The 21,625-nt window shown below is 60.4% G+C and carries 13 protein-coding genes and 3 rRNA genes; 5 read left to right on the top strand and 11 right to left on the bottom strand.

The window, feature by feature from the left end; genetic code table 11:
- Positions 1-579, top strand: a complete 579-nt coding sequence (locus CCICO_RS11000; protein WP_018019619.1) for an RNA polymerase sigma factor — start codon at positions 1-3, stop codon at positions 577-579.
- Here CCICO_RS11000 and tgt read toward each other — a convergent pair.
- Together tgt and CCICO_RS11010 are read right to left on the bottom strand one after the other, a co-directional pair.
- Positions 576-1,811, bottom strand: coding sequence for a tRNA guanosine(34) transglycosylase Tgt (gene tgt / locus CCICO_RS11005; RefSeq protein WP_018019620.1), 1,236 nt, complete (start codon positions 1,809-1,811; stop codon positions 576-578). The two genes, CCICO_RS11000 and tgt, sit on opposite strands and share 4 nt — an antisense overlap.
- A 20-nt stretch (positions 1,812-1,831) precedes the next feature.
- Positions 1,832-4,243 (bottom strand): MMPL family transporter, encoded by a 2,412-nt coding sequence (locus CCICO_RS11010; RefSeq protein WP_018019621.1) that lies wholly within the window; start codon positions 4,241-4,243, stop codon positions 1,832-1,834.
- 139 nt (positions 4,244-4,382) lie between these two features.
- Here CCICO_RS11010 and CCICO_RS11015 point away from each other — a divergent pair, with 139 nt between their 5' ends.
- Genes CCICO_RS11015 through CCICO_RS11025 form a run of 3 tightly spaced genes read left to right on the top strand, consistent with a single transcriptional unit; the run spans position 4,383 to position 8,734 of the window.
- Positions 4,383-5,399 carry a pseudouridine synthase gene (locus CCICO_RS11015; RefSeq protein WP_018019622.1) on the top strand — a complete coding sequence of 339 codons (1,017 nt, stop codon included), beginning with the start codon at positions 4,383-4,385 and terminating at the stop codon, positions 5,397-5,399.
- A gap of 17 nt (positions 5,400-5,416) precedes the next feature.
- Positions 5,417-6,151, top strand: coding sequence for an ABC transporter ATP-binding protein (locus CCICO_RS11020; protein ID WP_018019623.1), 735 nt, complete (start codon positions 5,417-5,419; stop codon positions 6,149-6,151).
- On the top strand, positions 6,152-8,734 hold the full coding sequence (locus CCICO_RS11025; protein WP_018019624.1) for an ABC transporter permease: 2,583 nt from the start codon (positions 6,152-6,154) through the stop codon (positions 8,732-8,734). It abuts the gene before it with no gap.
- A gap of 57 nt (positions 8,735-8,791) precedes the next feature.
- On the opposite strand, the gene CCICO_RS11030 is transcribed toward CCICO_RS11025, so the two are convergent.
- The 7 genes from CCICO_RS11030 to CCICO_RS11060 all read right to left on the bottom strand — a co-directional run bounded on the left by CCICO_RS11030 (position 8,792) and on the right by CCICO_RS11060 (position 17,887).
- Positions 8,792-9,502, bottom strand: a complete 711-nt coding sequence (locus tag CCICO_RS11030) for a hypothetical protein (RefSeq protein WP_018019625.1) — start codon at positions 9,500-9,502, stop codon at positions 8,792-8,794.
- Between the two features lie 206 nt (positions 9,503-9,708).
- Positions 9,709-9,825 (bottom strand): 5S ribosomal RNA (rrf, locus tag CCICO_RS11035).
- An 86-nt stretch (positions 9,826-9,911) separates the two neighbouring features.
- Positions 9,912-13,007: ribosomal RNA gene (locus CCICO_RS11040) — 23S ribosomal RNA — on the bottom strand.
- 327 nt (positions 13,008-13,334) lie between these two features.
- Positions 13,335-14,862, bottom strand: a 16S ribosomal RNA gene (locus CCICO_RS11045).
- The 16S, 23S and 5S rRNA genes sit together here, the layout of an rRNA operon.
- 654 nt (positions 14,863-15,516) lie before the next feature.
- On the bottom strand, positions 15,517-16,587 hold the full coding sequence (locus CCICO_RS11050) for a hypothetical protein (protein ID WP_018018330.1): 1,071 nt from the start codon (positions 16,585-16,587) through the stop codon (positions 15,517-15,519).
- Positions 16,588-16,625: 38 nt separating this feature from the next.
- Positions 16,626-17,516 (bottom strand): ATP-binding cassette domain-containing protein, encoded by an 891-nt coding sequence (locus tag CCICO_RS11055; RefSeq protein ID WP_018018331.1) that lies wholly within the window; start codon positions 17,514-17,516, stop codon positions 16,626-16,628.
- Positions 17,513-17,887 (bottom strand): GntR family transcriptional regulator, encoded by a 375-nt coding sequence (locus CCICO_RS11060; RefSeq protein WP_018018332.1) that lies wholly within the window; start codon positions 17,885-17,887, stop codon positions 17,513-17,515. The genes CCICO_RS11055 and CCICO_RS11060 overlap by 4 nt, the downstream gene beginning before the upstream one ends.
- Before the next feature lie 351 nt (positions 17,888-18,238).
- On the opposite strand from CCICO_RS11060, the gene CCICO_RS11065 reads away from it, so the two are divergent.
- On the top strand, positions 18,239-19,798 hold the full coding sequence (locus tag CCICO_RS11065) for an NYN domain-containing protein (protein WP_018018333.1): 1,560 nt from the start codon (positions 18,239-18,241) through the stop codon (positions 19,796-19,798).
- Positions 19,799-19,916: 118 nt separating this feature from the next.
- On the opposite strand, the gene CCICO_RS11070 is transcribed toward CCICO_RS11065, so the two are convergent.
- Positions 19,917-20,756 (bottom strand): PspA/IM30 family protein, encoded by an 840-nt coding sequence (locus tag CCICO_RS11070; protein ID WP_018018334.1) that lies wholly within the window; start codon positions 20,754-20,756, stop codon positions 19,917-19,919.
- Positions 20,757-20,978: 222 nt separating this feature from the next.
- On the bottom strand, positions 20,979-21,350 hold the full coding sequence (locus CCICO_RS11075; RefSeq protein WP_018018335.1) for a thioredoxin family protein: 372 nt from the start codon (positions 21,348-21,350) through the stop codon (positions 20,979-20,981).
- Positions 21,351-21,625: the final 275 nt, after the last annotated feature.

Consider the following 21,625-nt stretch of genomic DNA (forward strand, 5'->3'; position numbering starts at 1 on the left):
ATGAGACCACCCGCCGGCGCAGGGCAGAACGAGCGCGATGACGAGCACGTCACCGAACTCGCACTCGCCGCTGGGCGCGGCAACAAGGCCGCCCTCACCGAGTTCATCCAAGCCACCCAGGCGGATGTGTGGCGGCTACTCGCCCACCTAGCGGGGCGCGACCATGCCGATGACCTCACCCAAGAAACCTATCTGCGGGTGATGAAAGCGCTGCCTAAGTTTGCCGCCAAGTCCAGCGCCCATACCTGGCTGTTGTCGCTCGCGCGCCGCGTGTGGGTCGATAGCGTGCGCCACGATATGGCCCGCCCCCGCAAATCCATCACCGAGATCGACGATGTCCCCCGCTCCACCACCCCGGCCGCGTGGTCCGAGTGGATCGACGCCCGCATGGTCATGGACAAACTTTCCCCCGATCGCCGCGAGGCCCTCATTCTCACCCAGGTGCTGGGCTACACCTACGAGGAGGCGGCCAAGATCGCCGGCTGCCGCGTGGGCACCATCCGCTCCCGGGTGGCACGCGCCCGGCAGGACATGATCGCCGCCACCGCCACCCAGGATTTCTCCGCCCGCAGCTCCTAGCGCTTCGAGGCGTAGTAGCGCCCCATGAACTCCTCGCGGAACTCGTAGTAGTAGCCGCCGTTGAGCGCCGCCCGGATGCGGTCCACGAGCCCCACCATGAAGTACAGATTGTGCATGGTGCATAGGGTGCCGGCGAGGAATTCCTTGGCCTTGAGCAGATGGTGGATATAGGCGCGGGAGTAGTTCTCGCTCACATAGCCGCCGAGCTCCTCATCGATGCCGCTGAAGTCGCGCTTGAAGCGGGCGGCGGCAAGATTCATTCGTCCATCGAGGGTGTAGACCCCGCCGCGGCGGCCCAGGCGGGTCGGCGCCACACAGTCGAAGGTATCGGCCCCGGCCTCCACGGCGGTGAAAATATCGTCAGGCTCGGAGATTCCGAGCAGGTGGCGGGGTCGATCCTCCGGTAGCTCATCGCACACCCAGCCCACAATGGTGCCGAGGTTCTCTTTCTCCAGGGCCCCGCCGATGCCGTAGCCACCGAAGCCGCGCTGGCCGGCGGCCTCCTGCTCATCCGACAGCTGCACCAACCCTCGGGCGGCCTGGCGCCGCAGGTCCTCGTATTGGGCGCCTTGCACTACCCCCCACAGGGATTGCTCGGGCCGGTGGCTGCGCTCCTCAGATAGCCGCTCGTGTTCGAGCAGGCAGCGCTTGGCCCAGCGGTGGGTGCGTGCCACCGATTGTTCCTGGTAGTCGCGGGTATCGATGAGGGTGGTGAGCTCGTCGAAGGCGAACATGATGTCCGCGCCCAGCTGGTGCTGGATCTGCATGGACACCTCAGGGGTGAAGCGATGCTTGGAGCCGTCGATAACGGAGCGGAAATCCACGCCGTCCTCATCCACCAGCGCCATGCGATCCTTCTTGCGGGCACGGATATCCTCAGCGTTCAGCCCGGAGGTATCCATGGCCAAGACCTTCTTAAAGCCCACGCCGAGGCTCATTACCTGGAATCCGCCGGAGTCGGTGTAGGTGGGGCCGTGCCAGTTTTCGAAGGCGGCCACGCCCCCGGCCTCGTCCACGATGTCGGGCCCGGGCTGCAGATAGAGGTGGTAAGCGTTGGAGAGGATGGCCTGCGCCCCGCTGAGCCGGATCTGCTCTGGGGTCAGTGTCTTCACGGTGGCTTTGGTAGCCACGGGGATGAACGCGGGCGTGGCAATATCGCCGTGCGGGGTGTGAATCACCCCGGCGCGACCGTGCTGGCCCTCGAGGCGACTGGTGATGTCAAAGTAGTTCATGGCGGTTTCTCTTTTCATGCTTATCGACGCTCACTCGCCGCCGATTCCATCTCTTTTTCTAGGCTGGATCCTTCCACATCCAGCGAGGGCAGGATCCGATCGAGCCAGCGCGGCATCCACCAGGTGGCCCTACCCAAAAGGAACATCGTGGCGGGGACGAGGGCCATGCGGATGAGGAAGGCGTCGACAAGCACGGCGACGCCGAGGGCGAAACCGAAGATCTTCACAAAGGGCAGCGGCTGAGTGATGTTGGCGAAGAACACCGCCATCATGATCAGCGCGGCGGCGGTGACCACCCGTGAGCCCAGCAGGAAGCCCTGAACGGTGGAGGCATCCACCACGCTGAATCCGGTGGTGTTGTCCTCGGGGTGTTTACGCAGGGAGATATAGCGCTCGCGCATGCGGGTAACGAGGAAGACCTGATAGTCCATGGCCAGACCGAAGGTGACGCCGATAAGGAAGATCGGCATGAAGGAAATGATGGGACCTGGGGTGTCCACAATGCCCCACAGACCTTGCTGCCAGAACAGGATGGTGGTGCCGAAGGCGGCGCCCACGCTTAAGAGGAAGCCGAGGCCGGCCACAAGCGGCACCATGAGTGAACGGAACACCATGAGCAGCAAGATGATGGCCAGCCCCACCACCACGGATAGATAAATGGGCATGGCGTGATCCAGCTTGGTGGTCACGTCTTGCTGCACGGCGGTCAGGCCAGTGATGCCGATGTCGATGCCGAGGCTGCGGCGCAGATCCTCCGCTTGGGAGCGCAGCGCGTGCAGCAGCTCGGTGGTGAGCGGATCCGTGGGGCCTAGCCGTGGGGTCACCAAGATCTGGGCGGAGGTACCTGCCTCGTTCACCCGCACTACCTGAGCGTGGGCTACATCGGCATTGGCATTAAACTTCTCCGCCGCCATCTGATAAGTCAACGGGGCAACTTGCTCCACACTGGCATCCTCGGGCACGTGGGCGGCTGCCCGGTAGGGGCCGAGCACCGGCGCCTGGGTGTTCATGTGGCTGAGATCCATCACCACGAGGAAGGGGGCGTTTTTGCCCTCTCCGAAGCCCTCGGCCAGCAAGTCGGCGGACTTACGCTGGGTGGTGTCGCGCTCCGCCACCGAGTCCGAGGGCAGGGCCAGATCGAGATTGGTCACGGGAATGCTGAGCGCGCTCAAACCAATGGTCACCGCCGCCAGCACGAGGGCGGGATAGCGCTGCACTTTAGTGATGTAGCGATATGCCAGCCCAGAGGTGCGCTGATAGGAGGGGCCCTCGCTGCGCTTCTTCTTTCTCAGCCCAGGAAGTTTGAGCCCAAAGACCCGCCCTTTGAGCACCCCGAGCAGCGCGGGGATGAAGGTGAGGGCGATCAGCACGGCCACAAACACCGTGCCCGCAGCGGCGATACCCATCCAAGAAAGGAAAGGAATCTTCGCAATAGTCAGCGCGGCCAAGGCGATGATCACGGTCAGTCCCGCAAACACTACCGCCGATCCGGCCGTGCCGAGGGCCATACCGGCGGATTCCTCCAGCGACTGTTCCTCGCCCTTTTCCTCTAACTCGGCCCGGTAGCGGGACAGGATAAACAGGGCATAGTCGATGCCCACGGCCAAACCGAGCATGAGAGCCAGCACCGGCGTGATGTTATTCAGATCCACCACGGCGGTGCCCAGCACAATTCCTAGGGCGCCGATGCCCACCCCGATGACGGCGGTGATCAGCGGCATCCCGGCGGCCACCACGGAGCCGAAGGTAAATAGCAGCACGATTAACGCCACCCCCAGCCCGATCATCTCGGCCTTGGACTGCACCTCGATCGGCTCGGCAAAGCCTGGGCCGCCCGCCTCCACGGTGATGCCGGCCTCTCGGCCCAGTTCGATGGCTTTGTTCACCGCATCGCGCTGATCTTGGTTCACATCTCCCGGCGCGGGAGCGTCGAAGGCGAAACGGGTGGTGCCAATGGTGCCGTCATCGCTGAGCACCCGCAGGAAGTAGGCGTTGGTTTCCGCCAGCTCGCGCGGCAGACCCTTGTCCACGGACTGCTCCACCACGCCGTCAATGAGCTTGGGGTTCACATCTACCGGGTTGCCGAAGGTGCGTTCCTCGGCGGCCTCGGGAAGATCGGCGCGCAAGGAATCGATGACTTTCTGGATGGCCTCGTGATTCTTCGGATCCGCGAGTTTCTCCCCTGGTGGGGCTTGAAAAACCAGGTCCACGTCGGTGGCGAAACCGGGGGAGACGCCGCCTTCAAAGTTGTTCGCCATCATCTGCCCCGCCTCGCTGGAGGGCATATCGGGAATCGAGAAGGCATCATCGAAGCCTTGTTGGAAGCTCACCGCGCTCACGCCAACGGCCGCCAAGATACCCACCCACAGCAGAATCACGATCCACTTCAACCGAAAGCACAGTTTGCCGAGGTGATATAGGAACTTCGCCACAGTATCTTCTTTCCGCTTCGTATCCAGCGTGGGGTGGGCTCGGCCAGCGCACAACGCGGCGGCACTGTCCCATTCATGCTAGTCAACAACGTGGACACGTACGTAACCGCATGGTTTTTTCGATACGCTGAACACTACGATGACTTCCCCCTCTGGGCGGCGCCGCCGCGAACCCCCCTTGCCTGTGAAAGATGGCCTCTCCCCTTCCCGCGTCCGGCTGCCGGACACCGCGGGCGGGCCGATCAGCGCCCTGGAGTTCCTCACCGAGGTGGTACTCAGCCAGCGCCACCGCCACCCTGAGGATGATGAGGCGGCCGTGCTCGCCCGCTTTCGCCGCGGCGAAGTGGTCTCCCCTACCGGCCGCGCCTACGCCCCCGAGGACTTGGTGAGCGTGGGCGCCGATGTGTGGTTCTACCGCACCCCCGCCCCAGAGACGCCGATCCCTTTCGACTGCCGCATCCTGCACCATGACGAGAACCTGCTGGTCGTGCACAAACCGGCGTTTATGTCCACGATGCCGCGCGGACGCCACATCACCGAAACCGCCACCGTGCGGCTGCGCCGCTCCACCGGCAACATGGATCTGGTGCCGGCCCACCGCCTCGATCGCCTCACCTCCGGCATCTTGATGTTCACCACCCGACCCGAGGTGCGCGGCGCCTACCAGCGCCTTTTCGCCGAGCGGGCGGTGGACAAGCGCTATGAGGCCATCGCCCCGCTGCGCCCCGAGATCACCCCACAGACGCTGTGGCGTTCGCACATTCATAAAACCCCTGGCGAGATTCAGGCGGTTGAGCTGGCCGACGCCGCCATCAACGCCATCACTGAGGTGGCAGCCGTGACCCCGCTTCAGGCATTCGAGCAGTACCACCTCGAGCGCGATTATGGCCCCCAGCCCCCACTAGCCCGCTACACACTTCATCCTCACACCGGCCGCACCCATCAGTTGCGCCTGCACATGTGCCACGCCGGCGCGCCGATCCTCGGCGATCCTTTCTATCCGCATGTTCATCCCGACACAGCCGAGAACTACTCCACCCCTTTGCAGCTGTGTTCCACCCACCTTGGCTTCACTGATCCCTTCACTGGGCAGCGGCGTTGTTTTGATACCAATATGAAAATAGAAGCGTCGACACGCTACAATACGATCGTATGAGACTACAAGGAGATTCAATGAATACAACCCCCGCGGCCCGCGCCCTCAAGCTCTACAAATCCTATGGTGAGGGCAGCGCCCAAGTAGTCGCGCTCGACCATGTTGACGTGGAATTTGAACGGGGCCGCTTTACCGCAATCATGGGCCCCTCCGGCTCCGGCAAATCCACGCTCATGCACTGCATGGCCGGACTCGACGCCCCCACCAGCGGCGAAACCTACATCGGCGATACCGAACTCTCGCAGCTTAACGACGCCGCCATCACGAATCTCCGGCGCGACCGGCTGGGGTTTGTCTTCCAGTCCTTCAACTTGGTGCCCACGCTCTCCGCGGCGGAAAACATCACCCTGCCCGTGGGAATCGCCGGTCGCCAAGTAGATGAGGCTTGGTTCACAGAGGTCACCGAGCGCCTCGGGCTGGCCAAGCGGCTCGACCATCAACCCTCCGAACTCTCCGGCGGGCAGCAACAGCGCGTGGCGGTGGCCCGCGCCCTCGTCTCGCGCCCAGAGATCATCTTTGGCGATGAACCCACCGGAAATCTCGATTCCAACTCCTCCACTGAGGTACTCACGATCCTGCGGACTGCGGTGGATGATCTCAACCAGACGGTGGTGATCGTCACCCACGATCCAGCCGCAGCGGCCTATGCGGACCGGGTGATCTTCCTCGCCGACGGCAGCATCCGAGACGACATCACCGAACCGACACCCGAAAAGATCATGTCCATCATGGCCGGGATCGAGGGCCGATAAATGGCTACCTCCATTCCCACCCCGCCCCGGATGCGCACCATCTCCTTGCGCTCGGTGGCCGCACACAAGATACGGCTGCTCCTCACCGTTCTCGCCGTGGTGCTCGGCACCGCCTTCGTGGCCGGCTCCTCCATGTTCACCGCCACCCTCTCCTCCTCCATGAACTCGGCGCTGACCACGGCCTTTGATGATATTGACGTGGTGGCCACCGGCACCGAGCGCTCACCCCAGGGCATCCCCTTCGACGATGTCGACGCCCTACGGGCCCGTGAGGACGTGCGCGCCGTATCAATTCAGGGACGCGACTCCAGCGTGATCCTCACCGACCCCTCCGGCTCCCGCATCCAGACCGGGGCGATGCCCACCCAGGCCATCGCGCTTGTGCCGCCAGAAACCTTGCACGGCGAGGATCTGCCCAGCCAAGGTCACATCGTCGAAGGCGAGCGACCCCACTCCGACGGTCAGATCGCGATCAATCGCAACGCCGCCGAGCGCGGCGGCATCTCCATCGGCGACCATGTGACCGTGCTCGTGCCCGACACCCGCCTCGACGCCGAAGTCACCGGCATTTACGAAGCCCCCTCTGACGACGCAGGCTGGCTCTCCATCGCGATGCGGGAGCAGGACTATCGCGCCCACTTCACCGATGGCGAGCACGTGCAGCTCGCCGCCCTCACCCTCACAGACCCCAGCCGCGCGGATAGTGTCCAGGCCGAGCTTGCCGACGCCATGCCCGACTACATGGTCAACACCGGCCAACATATGGTGGATGAGGCCAATGAGCGCATCGAGTCCGCGCTCTCCTTCGTCACCTATTTCCTCTGGGCCTTCGCCGGCATCGCCCTGCTCGTGGGCACCTTCATCATCTCTAACACCTTCGCCATGCTGGTGGCTCAACGCAACCGCGAATATGCGCTGCTGCGGGCACTAGGTGCTTCACGCACTCAGATCACCCGCTCCGTCGTGGCCGAAGCTGCGGTGGTGGGCGTGGTGGGCTCGCTACTCGGCGTGCTCGCCGGCGTGGGGCTGGTGCGCGCGATCACGTGGCTGCTCAACCGCTCCGATGCGGGCCTACCCGATGCTGGGGTCTCTCTCACGCCCACGGCCGTGATTGCGCCTCTCATCGTGGGCGTGGTCGTTACCGTGCTCTCCGCCTGGGCGCCGGCCCGACGTGCTGGGGCCATCCACCCTGTGCAAGCCATGCGGCCACACACCCCCACCCGGGCCTCCCTCAAGCGGCGCACCCTTGCAGGCGCGGCCGCTCTACTGATCGGCACCTCCCTGTGCGTGCTCTCCGTGGTTATCGACGCAGACGCCATGAGAGTGCCGATGACCCTCGTGGGCACCGGCACCCTCGCTCTTGTGCTCGGACTATGGCTTGCCGGGCCGGCGCTGTCCATTCCCTTGGTCGGCGGGCTGGGCCGCATCATCGGCGCCCCTTTCCGCACCGTGGGGCGGCTGGCCGCCACCAACTCGCGCCGCAGTCCGCACCGCACCGCGGCCACCGCCTTTGCCCTGACCTTAGGGCTCATCATGGTCTCCTCTATCGGCATGCTGGCCGCCTCCATGCAACGCTCCACCGAGGACATCGTGGATGACTCCATTTCCGCTGACTTTGTGCTCACCACCGAGGGCGCAGCCGGGATGAGCATGCCGAGAGACACCGCCGAGCGGGTGCGCGCCCTGAAGGAAGTCGAGAACGTATCGGTGATCTCCGTGGGACCGTTTTTGGTCAACGAGATGCCCCTGAGCAACTCCTTCGGGCCGCCTACCTCCCCTGTGGCGGATAACTCTATGCTCGACAGCGTCCACTTCGATGTGGTCGAGGGAAAGATTGACCTCGACGCCCCAGGCGTGATCCTCGACGAAGCCACGGCAGGACTCGCGCATGTCGGGGTGGGCGACACCGCCCAGGTGCGCCTTCGCGGCCAAGACCGCTCCGTGGAGGTTGTCGTGCAGGCTCTAGTGGATTCCTCCACCCTCTACCCCGGGGTAGTCTCACGCAGCAGCGCCGAGGAGCTTATCGACGACACCGGGCTCGTCCCCGAAGGCATCTACGTCCACTCCGCACCTGGGTACAGCCCAGCCGAGGTACGCCGCGCCATCGAGCACGAAGTGGACCACGATCTCGTCACCTCGGTGAAGGATCCCGATGAGATGAAGGGACAGGCCGCCGCTGAGGTAAGCAGCATGCTCGCTGTGCTGTATGGACTGCTGGCGCTAGCGGTGATTGTGGCGATTCTCGGCATCGTGAATACCCTTGCGCTCTCGGTGATCGAACGCCGCCAAGAGATCGGTATGTTGCGCGCCGTCGGCATGCACCGTCGCCAAGTGCGCATCATGATCTATCTCGAATCGGCTGTGATCGCCCTGTACGGGGCTGTACTCGGCGCCATCGTCGGGATATCGTTGGGCTGCGCCTTCCTTGAGAACCTGAAGGACATGGGCCTGACCAGCATTGTGATCCCATGGGGCACCGTAGGCATCATGCTCGCGGGGTCGCTATTTATCGGCGTGCTCGCCGCCTTGTGGCCCGCGGCCACCGCCGCGCGGACCCGCCCACTCGAGGCGATTACCGACTAAGAAACGGCAAAGGCCCGGACACCGCTGTGGTGTTCGGGCGTTTGCTCTTGTGACTACTTAGGACACCGTGGTGGCGCCAACAGTCGGTAGCACCGTGCAGCTATCGCCACCAAAGGCAGTCTTACCGGCGATAGCAGCGATCACCGGGCCGGGCCCGGTCTCTACGAGGGCGGAAGTTTGAGCATGCACGTTCAGGCCCAAAAAGCTCTCGTCCAAGGGCGCGATACCGCCCTTAAAGGTAGCGAGGTTGAGCCAGACCACCTTCATATCTGTACCCTTCACTGAGGGCGCAAGGCGATCGTCCACACTGAAGATGTGGAAATAGGCATGCCCCTCTGGGATGTAGGGCTGCAAGAGATTACCCTTGCCAAACACCGGCCCCGCCCCGTAATTAGGACCAGGCTGGACTGTTGCGAGCGCACCGGTGACCGGCAGATCGCCCACACCGCATCCGACCACGGGTGCCGGGTAGAAGAACTTCGACTTCGTGCTCACATCTCCCCGTTGGACAGCTTTGGTTTCAGCAGCTGCAGGGGAACCGCTGCCGTTAGCAGCTGGTTCTGCCTTTTCCATCAGCTTCATCAGAGCCTGCTGGACTTCGGTTGATTGCGTGTGGGCCTGGTCGAGGAGCGTATCGACGCTCACTCCCCCAGCCTGAGCGAGATCAACAGGCGGGGTGGTTGGCGCTGCATGAGCGGGCTGGATAGAGGCAACTGCGAGGGTGGCGGCTGCGCAGAGTGCAGCAAGACGGCTAAGGCGCGAGGACATAGGCTTCCTTTAGGGTTCGGAACCATCTCTGGCGCCACACTGAAGGGGCCGGAGACGGTTATGTTTCTATACCTAAGCGCATGATACTACAGTTGCCTTCTGTAAACTAATGACGCCTTAATGACATAATAAGTTTGGAAGGCATTAAAAAAAGAGAGAAGGCGCACCGGGTGGGGTGTGCCTTCTCTCTGTGTTGTGTAGTTTTAGGTCGGCGGTGACTTACTCTCCCACACCCTCCCGGGTGCAGTACCATCAGCGCTGTCGGGCTTAGCTTCCGGGTTCGGAATGGGACCGGGCGTGTCCCCGATGCTATAACCACCGACACATCTATAGGTGTGTTTGGGTGTGTTGTTTCAGATACTGTGTAGTGGACGCGTGCGGCTTATAGCGTTTGGTTTTTTGGTTTGTGGTGTGTTTTTTGTTGGTAGGTTAGTACCAGTCACCTCGAACACATTACTGTGCGTCCAGTTCTGGCCTATCAACCCCATAGTCTGTGGGGTACCTCAAAAGAAACCTGGTCTTGAAAGGGGCTTCCCGCTTAGATGCTTTCAGCGGTTATCCTGTCCGTACGTAGCTAACCAGCCGTGCTCCTGGTGGAACAACTGGCACACTAGAGGTACGTCCGTCCCGGTCCTCTCGTACTAAGGACAGCTTTTCTCAAGTTTCAACGCGCGCGGCGGATAGAGACCGAACTGTCTCACGACGTTCTAAACCCAGCTCGCGTGCCGCTTTAATGGGCGAACAGCCCAACCCTTGGGACCTACTCCAGCCCCAGGATGCGACGAGCCGACATCGAGGTGCCAAACCATCCCGTCGATATGGACTCTTGGGGAAGATCAGCCTGTTATCCCCGGGGTACCTTTTATCCGTTGAGCGACACCCAATCCACGATGAGGTGCCGGATCACTAGTCCCTACTTTCGTATCTGATCGACATGTCTGTCTCACAGTTAAGCTCCCTTGTGCACTTACACTCAACACCTGATTGCCAACCAGGCTGAGGGAACCTTTGGGCGCCTCCGTTACTTTTTGGGAGGCAACCGCCCCAGTTAAACTACCCACCAGGCACTGTCCCTAACCCAGATCATGGGCCAAGGTTGAGATATCCGAATCGGTCAGAGTGGTATTTCACCGTGCGACTCCACACCAACTAGCGTTAATGCTTCCACGTCTCCCACCTATGCTACACAAACCGACCCGAACACCAATACCAAGTTGTAGTGAAGGTCCCGGGGTCTTTTCGTCCTGCCGCGCGTAACGAGCATCTTTACTCGTAATGCAATTTCACCGGGCCTGTAGTTGAGACAGCAGGGAAGTCGTTACGCCATTCGTGCAGGTCGGAACTTACCCGACAAGGAATTTCGCTACCTTAGGATGGTTATAGTTACCACCGCCGTTTACTGGGGCTTAAATTCTCCGCTTCGACCCCGTAAGGGTCTAACAGGTCCTCTTAACCTTCCAGCACCGGGCAGGCGTCAGTCCGTATACATCAACTTCCACGTTTTCGCACAGACCTATGTTTTTAGTAAACAGTCGCTTCCCTCTAGACTCTGCGACCACCACCCCGCCACACAGTGACAGGGTAGGGTCCCCCTTCTCCCGAAGTTACGGGGGTATTTTGCCGAGTTCCTTAACTACAGTTCACCCGCTCGCCTTAGTATTCTCTACTCGATCACCTGTGTCGGTTTGGGGTACGGGCCGGTTATATACATCGCTAGAAGCTTTTCTCGACAGCGCAGGATCACCACCATCCCCACCAAGTGGGTACGTATCACGCCTCACCCTTAAAAGCGGCCCGGATTTACCTAGGCCACGGGCTGCGCGTTTACACCAACACAACCAACGGTTGGCGTGGCTACCACTCTGTGTCACTCCATCACTTGACTACGACAGATCAGGCCCCACGCATCCTCACACACCACACACCACAAGGCATGTGACATATGATTCAGGGTGGTTAGTATCACTGCATCATCATTGGTCGCATACAACCGGGTACGGGAATATCAACCCGTTTGCCATCGACTACGCCTGTCGGCCTCGCCTTAGGACCCGACTCACCCTGGGAAGACGAGCTTGACCCAGGAACCCTTGATCATCCGGCGGCAAGGATTCTCACCTTGCATTCGCTACTCATGCCTGCATTCTCACTCGCACACACTCCACCACTGCTTCCGCTATGGCTTCACCGTCGTGCACGACGCTCCCCTACCCAACAACACACACGGTGTTGCTGTCGTGGTTTCGGCGGTGTACTTCAGCCCCACTACATTGTCGGCGCAGAACCACTCGACCAGTGAGCTATTACGCACTCTTTCAAGGATGGCTGCTTCTAAGCCAACCTCCTGGCTGTCTTCGCGATCCCACATCCTTTTCCACTTAGTACACTCTTAGGGGCCTTAACCGACGATCTGGGCTGTTTCCCTCTCGACTACGAAGCTTATCCCCCGCAGTCTCACTGCCACGCTATAACATTCACGGTATTCGGAGTTTGGCTGATGTTGCTAAGATGATAGTCCCGCTCAACCAACCAGTAGCTCTACCCCCGCAAAGAAACACGCAACGCTGCACCTAAATGCATTTCGGGGAGAACCAGCTATCACGGAGTTTGATTAGCCTTTCACCCCTACCCACAACTCATCCCCTCAGTTTTCAACCTAAGTGGGTTCGCGCCTCCACAACCTCTTACAGCTGCTTCACACTGGCCATGGGTAGATCACTCCGCTTCGGGTCCAGGACACGCCACTAAACACACTAGTTAGTATTCGCTTTCGCTACGACTACCCCACAACACGGGTTAACCTCGCGACATGCCGCTGACTCGCAGGCTCATTCTTCAAAAGGCACGCCATCACACCACCACGGGTGCTCTGACGGATTGTAGACACACGGTTTCAGGTACTATTTCACTCCCCTCCCGGGGTACTTTTCACCATTCCCTCACGGTACTAAATACACTATCGGTCACGCCAAGTATTCAGGCTTACCGGGTGGTCCCGGCAGATTCACAGCAGATTCCACGAGCCCGCTGCTACTCGGGAACACGCACACAACCATCAGCACATGCGTTCGGCTACCGGACTCTCACCGTCTACGGTAGGTGATCCCACACCACTTCGCCTCACACACACCAACAATCGAGATGACACGGCAGTATCACCAACACACATGCCCCACAACCAGCCACACGCAACCCCTGCCGAGTATCACACGCATGACTTTTAGCCATCATCCGCTTTCGTTCGCCACTACTCACAGAATCACTCTTGTTTTCTTCTCCTACGGGTACTGAGATGTTTCACTTCCCCGCGTACACCCCCTATGCGGCTATACATTCACCACAAGGAAACACACACCACCACAGCAGCATGCGCTAGGTTTCCCCATTCGGACACCCTCGGATCAACGCTCGATTGACAACTCCCCGAGGACTATCGCGGCCTTCCACGTCCTTCATCGGCTTGACGATGCCCAGGCATCCACCGTGCGCCCTAAATAAAAAACAGACACACAAACAATCAAAAAACACTAAGAACAAACACAATAAAATTGCTCGCGTCCACTATACAGTTCTCAAACAACACACACACCACCAACCCCACCACCACAAAGCAGCAGAAGTCAGCCAGTGTGCCCAAACAAACAAGACAACCATGTTGCCTCAGACACCCAACAATGCACCAGCTTCACAAACGTTTCATCAACATGCTCGTCAACCACACATCCACGCAGCACACGCGCCATAAACAATCATGCGTGTTCCATACAGGAAATTTTTTTAAAAAAATACAAGCCGTGTCACAACAACCATGACACTTAAATAAGCTCCTTAGAAAGGAGGTGATCCAGCCGCACCTTCCGGTACGGCTACCTTGTTACGACTTCGTCCCAATCGCCAATCCCACCTTCGACCACTCCCCACCACAAAGGGCTTGGGCCATGGGCTTCGGGTGTTATCAACTTTCATGACGTGACGGGCGGTGTGTACAAGGCCCGGGAACGTATTCACCGCAGCATTGCTGATCTGCGATTACTAGCGACTCCGACTTCATGGGGTCGAGTTGCAGACCCCAATCCGAACTAAGACTGACTTTCAAGCGATCCGCTCACCCTCACAGGCTCGCATCGCGTTGTATCAACCATTGTAGCATGTGTGAAGCCCTGGACATAAGGGGCATGATGATTTGACGTCATCCCCACCTTCCTCCGAGTTAACCCCGGCAGTCTCTCATGAGTCCCCACCATCACGTGCTGGCAACATAAGACAAGGGTTGCGCTCGTTGCGGGACTTAACCCAACATCTCACGACACGAGCTGACGACAACCATGCACCACCTGTGAACAAGCCAAAAAGGAAAACACATCTCTGCGCCGATCCTGTCCATGTCAAGCCCAGGTAAGGTTCTTCGCGTTGCATCGAATTAATCCACATGCTCCGCCGCTTGTGCGGGCCCCCGTCAATTCCTTTGAGTTTTAGCCTTGCGGCCGTACTCCCCAGGCGGGGCGCTTAATGCGTTAGCTACGGCACAGAAACCATGAAAAGTCCCCACACCTAGCGCCCACCGTTTACAGCATGGACTACCAGGGTATCTAATCCTGTTCGCTACCCATGCTTTCGCTCCTCAGCGTCAGTAACTGCCCAGTAACCTGCCTTCGCCATCGGTGTTCCTCCTGATATCTGCGCATTTCACCGCTACACCAGGAATTCCAGTTACCCCTACAGCACTCAAGTAATGCCCGTATCGCCTGCACGCCCGAAGTTAAGCCCCGGGATTTCACAGACGACGCGACAAACCACCTACGAGCTCTTTACGCCCAGTAATTCCGGACAACGCTCGCACCCTACGTATTACCGCGGCTGCTGGCACGTAGTTAGCCGGTGCTTCTTCTATACCTACCGTCACCAAAAGGCTTCGTCGGTACCGAAAGGAGTTTACAACCCGAAGGCCTTCATCCCCCACGCGGCGTCGCTGCATCAGGCTTGCGCCCATTGTGCAATATTCCCCACTGCTGCCTCCCGTAGGAGTCTGGGCCGTGTCTCAGTCCCAATGTGGCCGATCACCCTCTCAGGCCGGCTACCCGTCGACGCCTTGGTAGGCCATTACCCCACCAACAAGCTGATAGGCCGCGAGCTCATCTTGAACCAAAAAAATCTTTCCACCACCGACACTAAACGATGGTCCTATCCGGTATTAGACCCAGTTTCCCAAGCTTATCCCAGAGTCCAAGGCAGATCACCCACGTGTTACTCACCCGTTCGCCACTCGAGTACCCCAGCAAGCTGGGGCCTTTCCGTTCGACTTGCATGTGTTAAGCACGCCGCCAGCGTTCGTCCTGAGCCAGGATCAAACTCTCCACAAAAAACCAAAAACAACCACCACAAAAACGCGGCAGCCGAATCAGTAAAAAGCATATAAGCTTACATGAAAAGCCCAATACACTAGCAAAAAAACAAAAAACAAAAAAGGGGCAGAATCCGACGAGGAAAACCCACCCCCAAAAAAATCATCAACACACACTGCACAAAAAATACAGCACACGCATCAAATCACATGCGACCAAACAAACCCCAATCACAAGGGCACCTGACCCACACACAACCAACACGCACACCACACAAACATGCAGCACACATCAACAAAACAAAGCTGGCACACTATCGAGTTCTCAAACAACACTCACTGCGTCTCGGCTTCAAGCTTTTTGCTTGTCCGTGCCGCAGCGACTCGATAAACACTACACAGCATCCATAATCTACACAACCCTGCAGGTCACCGTATGTTTTTCTGCCGTTTATTGAGCGGTTAGATATCGCTTGTACTTCCGCCGTGAGGCCGCGGCACGTGGCGTAGTGCCCACCCCTCGGCCCCGGACTGCCTCTCACCCTCGGCGCGCAGTCACGTGGCCGCGCCCTCGAGGTACACAACAGGGGAGAGGCTGTGCCGCTTCCTAGCCGCAGCCCTTCCCTCAGTCCTTCACAAAGGTGGTTGAGGGCTCACTACTTCATCGCAATCATCATTTCTTCACGCCGACTCGGATGTCCGTCCGCACAGCACGGCCTTTCACGTTCCACACGAGTACGAGGGTGGCCGCCATGATGAGCACGAGGTTGAACACAGTGGGGTAGCCGTAGTGGTTCAGAATTGGCCAGGTCGAGTTGTATGCGGTGATGGCGAATGGGATTCCACAGGCCATGACGTAGGGGTTGTTGAAAGTGCTCAGCATCATGAGGAGCACGGATAAGGCAGCTATTGCTAGTACGAAGCCCGGAAAGCTCATTGCGGATGAGTCGAAGCCGAGCAGGGCGGAGGACAACGTGGCGCATGCTGCAGCTGCCACGCTGTAGACCGCAATGGCCGCAAAGCAGCTCTTCAACCACTGAGTTCGCGAAAGGCCGAAGGCTAACCAGGTACCAAGCGAGGCGGGTTCTTGAGTGATGAATACGCCTCCCATACTTGCGATAACACTGATAAGCACCACGGCGAATTCAGGGTCGGACCAGTCAATAAGCTGCAGGAGCACGATCAGCACTTGGGCCACGAGGAAGAGCACGATGAGCGTGGGCATAGTGAGCTGGACCCGTAATGGGAAACGACGCAAGGCGCGCACAAGGACGGTGGTGGGACGCACGAACCACGTGGACTGTTCCCCCGCGTGTTCCAAATGCGGCCTATCTTGGGCACGTCGGCTGAGCAATGCCTCCAGTATGTAGACGCCGAGGATAAGGGCAGCGAGCCCGGCGTAGCTGTTCCACCACAGCTGATTGTTATGCACACGGAGCAGTCCGGCCAAGATAATGCAGGCGGGCAGCTGTGATGCCGCCGCGATGAGCATGGGGCCGCGATAAAGTTGAAGCCTGCCGGCGCTGTTGACTCCGAGGGCCCACGCTCCTCGTCGCACCTTGTTCCGCAGAGTGGCGTAGACGACACTTCCGAACCCGAGAATCATCACCCCCTGCGCGGGCGCGTCCATCATTGCGCTGAGAAGCGCAACAAAAGCGAGGCCTATGACCCCGATGATGTCGCTCGGCGTGGAGTTCATCCGCATGCTCGAGCGCAGCGGTCGGCTAAATCCAGTGGCTGTCATATCTGCCTCCTTATGGGTCAGTGACTGTTGTGGACGAGTTAGGCTGCAGGCGCAGCGGCGCCGTGGGATTCAGTGAGTGCCTCAAACACGGCAGCCAACTGAGGCGTGTCGATGCGCGCGCGGCGCTGGTCTATCTCGGCCGACTCAAGCGCTGCGACACTGACCAACAGGCGGCTGTGGGTACGCCCATCGCGCCGGCTCAGAACTCCAGGGCCTAGAGATTGGAGGAAAGACTCAACCTCCGCACGGGGCACAGTGAGCTGTCGGTATGCGTCATCGAGCTCATCGATGGGCAGCTGGCCCACGAACTGGCCAGTGGGGGCGAGCACCAAGGCTTCATCGATGACTAGGGAGAGCTCCTCGAGCTGATGAGTGGCCATCACGAGAGTGCGCGGAAACAGCCGCTGTTCTTCTTGTAAAAGGGCGTAGAAAAGCTCCCTGTTCTGCACGTCGAGGCCGAGGTAGGGCTCGTCCAGTAGCGTCAACTCTGCCCGGGCACACAGTCCAACGATCAGACCCACCATGGAGCGCTGGCCACGGGACAGGTCCGCGTATTTTTTGAATTCTGAGAGCCCGAACAAGCCGGCCATCTCCTTGGCGCGGGCGATATCGAAGCGAGGGTAGCGTCGAGAAGCCAAATCAACGATGGTGCCAACGCTCCAGGGGTTTGGGTAGGGATTATCGATGCCCGCATACACGCATCGATCCATCACTGCGGAATTGTCGAAGGGTGAGCTGCCGAAGACACTCAGCTCGCCACCCGTGGCTTTATTTTGGCCAGCGAGGATCGTTAGCAGCGTGGACTTGCCGGTGCCGTTGCGCCCGAGCAGACCGTAGAGGTGACCCGGCTGGAGGTTCAGGTTCACCCCCTTCAGCACGGTGGCGGATCCATACGCCTTGGATAGGTTCTTCGTTACGACGGTGCTCATTGGTAGAGGCCTCTGCTTTCTGCCACTCGGTCAATCAGGGTGTGCAATTCGGTGCGGGCGATGCCCAGTTTCACGGCTTCGTCGATAAGCGGTGCGAGGTACCCGGCGGCAAACTCTTCCCTTCGCCGAGCGAGAATCAGATCACGGGCATCGTCGGTAACGAACATGCCGATGCCGCGACGTTTCTCCAGCACCCGAATATCGGCAAGTAACGCAAGCCCCTTTCGGGCAGTAGCTGGGTTGATGGAGTGAAACTCCGCCAACTCGTTGGTAGAGGGGGCGCGTTCCCCTGGATTCAGGACACCCTCCACGATGGAGTCCTCTACCAAGCTGGCAATCTGCCGGAAGAGGGGAGCGGTAGCTTCATCCATAGCCAGCCCCTTCCTATGCAGTGAACCTGGCGAGACTGCGGCTTATCGACGCCACCTCGCCGGCTCGTTAGTTGGTTGGTTACTTGTGTAACTAACCGTAGAACTAGAGGCGTGGATGCGCAACCCCTGTAACGACACCCGCAGACGGGCACAGCCAAGCACCCCCGGTACCGCCGCTTCGTGAAGCGCTGCCCAAAGCGCTGGTCACGGAAAGATTGGGGGGTGTAGGCGCTGTGCCTTTTCGACGCGAGGGGTACAAATAGGGCACACTATAAGGCACACGGAGGGTGCTTCTTTACCCCCGTTTTAGACAGATGATTATTAATGAGAAACGGATGACGACCATTAGCTATGTTGCCTCGTACACAGGTATTTGTAGATACGTCCTACCTTCTAGCCAGCTTTTACAACTCATGGGAGACGGGGGCCCGCGCCCAGTTAGAGATTGATCTGCCCGAGGTGGTGGCGGTACTGGGCCAGATGATTCAAGATCAGCTGGGCCAGCCGATTCACCGCCAGCTCTGGTATGACGGCCTGCCTGACTCTGGGCCGCACCGCTATCAGCGCGCGCTGCGCACCTGCGATGGAGTGCTGTTGCGGGCCGGCCAACTCATCGAGTGGGGCGAGCGCCGCACCCAGAAGGCAGTAGACACCCGCCTCGTGGCGGACATGGTACTCGCCGGCGTGCGCGGCACCTGCACAGATATGGTGCTGGTGTCTGGTGATGCCGACATGATTCCGGGCGTGCAGGAAGCCTCCATGGCTGGGGTGCGCGTGCATCTCTACGGCTTCGGCTGGGACTCTATGTCCTCCGCACTACGCCATGCCTGCGACACCACCACCATCTTGGATCCGCGCGAGGACTTCGCAGAATGCATGCAGCTGCAAGTCCTTGAAGGGCCCCTGCCGCCCCAGGTTCGACCCAAGCCAATTGGCGATGCCGAGCCTTTGGACGATACCTCACCCTGCCCGGTGCCAGAGCCCACTCTCACCCCAGGTAATCGTGCGCAAACGCGCTCCACCAACCCCTGCGGCACCACCGGCTCGAGCGAGAGCGCCGAAAGCGCCGAAAGTGCCGAGAACAGCGAGCGCTCCGAGGCCTCCTGTGACAGCGGCTCTGCGGACCAGCCCCGCAATCGCAGCGACGAGCCGGTACTGACCCGCCCAGGCGAACCGGCCGAAACCGCCGATGATCGCCCCTATTCCGGCACTACCGCCGCCGAATCGGAGAAGGCAGAGAAAGCCGAGAAGGCGTCCGAAAGCAGCACCTCCACCCCCGAGCCCTGCGCAGACGCCCCAGCAACGCTGTCCACACCGAGTGCGGCCGCGGAGCTAACCCCAGCGCATCTGTCCGGCGACACCCCTGAGCCCGAGCCGCAGCCCACCCCAGCGGACATGGCCCAGCCGCCGCAGCCGGACAGCAGCGGGGCCGTCCCACCCGCGCGCGCCACCGCCAACGGGCCGCAGGGGCTCGATGAACCGGCAGGTCACAGCCCTGCTGCGGGGGATAAGGGCGCGGAGGCGGCGTCGACAAGCGCCTCGGCACCCACGCCCACTCCGAAGCCAGCGCCGAAGCCCTCCATGATGGCTCGCCGACGCAAGCTGCGCTCACGCTATGTGCCGCTGCCCAATGAGGTGTGGGCCTCGGCCGGATTCCAGACGCCCTTTGATGTGGGCCAGCAATACGCCTCGTGGTGGTTCGATAATGCTGCCTCCTCGGAACAGCGCGACCAAGCGCATATGCTCTCCGGCGGCGGCCTGCCCCCAGAGATCGACCGGCCGCTGCTGCAATTCGCCTGCGAGACCTTGCACGAGTACACGCTCACGGAATCGCAGCGCGTCAGCCTGCGCGATGGCTTCCACTCCGGCATTCGGGGTGTATTGATCAATCTCAGCGGGCGCGATATGTAGTGTCCGCGGGCCGGGCGTGAGAGTCACCGGCCACGCACAGCAGAGCCGCCACCGGATCCATTGAAGGGATCATCGGTGGCGGCTCGCGTGATTACGAGGCAGCTGCCAGATCAGCTAGCTAGGAGCGCGGGGACTCCTCGTCCTCCACGATCTCGGCGGGCTCAGCTTTCTCGGAAGCATCGGCCGTGTCGCCATCGGTGAGCGCAGCAGGGGAACCCTCGGCACCGGAGGAGAGCTCGCCGCTCATCTCGGCACGGATCTTGTCCAGACGAGACTGGGCGGCCATATCGCGCCCAGCGGCCTGGATCTCTTGCATCTGGCTGTTGACGGTATTGACCGTGAGCTCTTGGGCACCGAGCGCGGTGGCATAGCGGCTCTCGATCTTCTCGCGCACGCTATCCAAGGTGGGCACAGAATCATCCTGGGAGAACTGCCCCATGGTGTCCATGGCCTTGGCGTTGCTCTCCTGCATCTCCACATGCTCGGCCTGGGAGCGCAGCGCGTTCAGCTCGTTGAGCTGCTCCTTAAGCCGCACCTCGGACTGCTGGGCTGTGGCTTTTGCTTGGTCGGCGGCCTGCACAGCCTGCTCGTACTGGGTGCGCACATCCTCGATCTGGTTTTCCACTGCCACCAGCTGGCTCACGATCACCTCGGCGGTGGCGTCGTATTCAGCACCGGCACGCTCATCGCCTTTGGCGCGGGCATCATCGGCCGCCCGCACGGCGGTACGGGACTGCTCGTCGAGCTTCTTCTGATCCTCTACGAGGCGGTTGAGCTTCATCTCCAGCTGGCGCTGCTGGCCGATGATCGAGGCCGCATGATCGGCGATCTCGCGGTGCTGCTTCTTTGCAGCCTCCTCGGCCTGGTTGATCTGTACCTGCGGGTCGGCGTTTTCATCGATTGCGTTATCGAACGAGGCCATGAGGTACTTCCAGCCCTTGCTCAGTGGATTAGCCATCTAGATCAGTGTCCTTACATTGTGTCTTCGCGGACGGTCACTCGACACGGCGACGCAGCAGGATGCCTGCGCAACCGCAGTTGTAGCTTCAGTGTAGAGAAAATCCCCACGATCCGAGCGCTCGCGGCGCAATCCGAAAACGTGGGGATGGGGTTCACAGCATCCCGGCGCGCCTATACGCCCCGGCCGCGGTGGAAGATCAGCCAAGCCCTACTGCTCGTTCTAGCCCTGTTCACTCTGGGCCTGCTCGACCTGCTTGCGCACCTCATCCATGTCCAGCGCCTTCACCTGGGTGATGAGATCCTCAAGGGCGGCAGGGGGCAGGGCACCGGCCTCGCGGTAGACGAGGATGCCATCGCGGAAGATCATGAGGGTAGGGATGGACTGAATCTCTAGCGCGGCGGCAAGGCCCTGGTTGTTCTCGGTGTCCAGGGTGCCGAAGGTGGCGTCGGTGTGTTGCTCGGAGGCCTTCTCAAAGGTGGGTTTGAAGGCACGGCAGGGGCCGCACCATGCCGCCCAGCAGTCGACGAGCACAATGCCCTCGGCGGTAACGGTGTCCTGGAAGTTGTTCTCGTTCAGTTCGATGGTGGCCATGCGTAATCAATCTCCTTCAAGATATGTGTTGTATGTAGACCGTGGTTTCAAGGCTACATGTGCGTACAACATAGTCGCGGCGCGGTTCATTCCGCCGCTCGTTCGGCAGGGCGTGCCGGCTCGCACTCCTACGCCCCCTGGGGTGGTTCCGCAGCGCGGGATAGGGGAGGGTTAGTATCGGTGTGTGCGCGGCGCGATCCATCCCCCGCGGAATGCGGCGTTCAGAGAGCGCGGCGTGCACCTGTATCCGACTATCACCATCTGTGGCGCCGGCG

This window comes from Corynebacterium ciconiae DSM 44920 (genome assembly GCF_030440575.1).
Taxonomy (GTDB): domain Bacteria; phylum Actinomycetota; class Actinomycetes; order Mycobacteriales; family Mycobacteriaceae; genus Corynebacterium; species Corynebacterium ciconiae.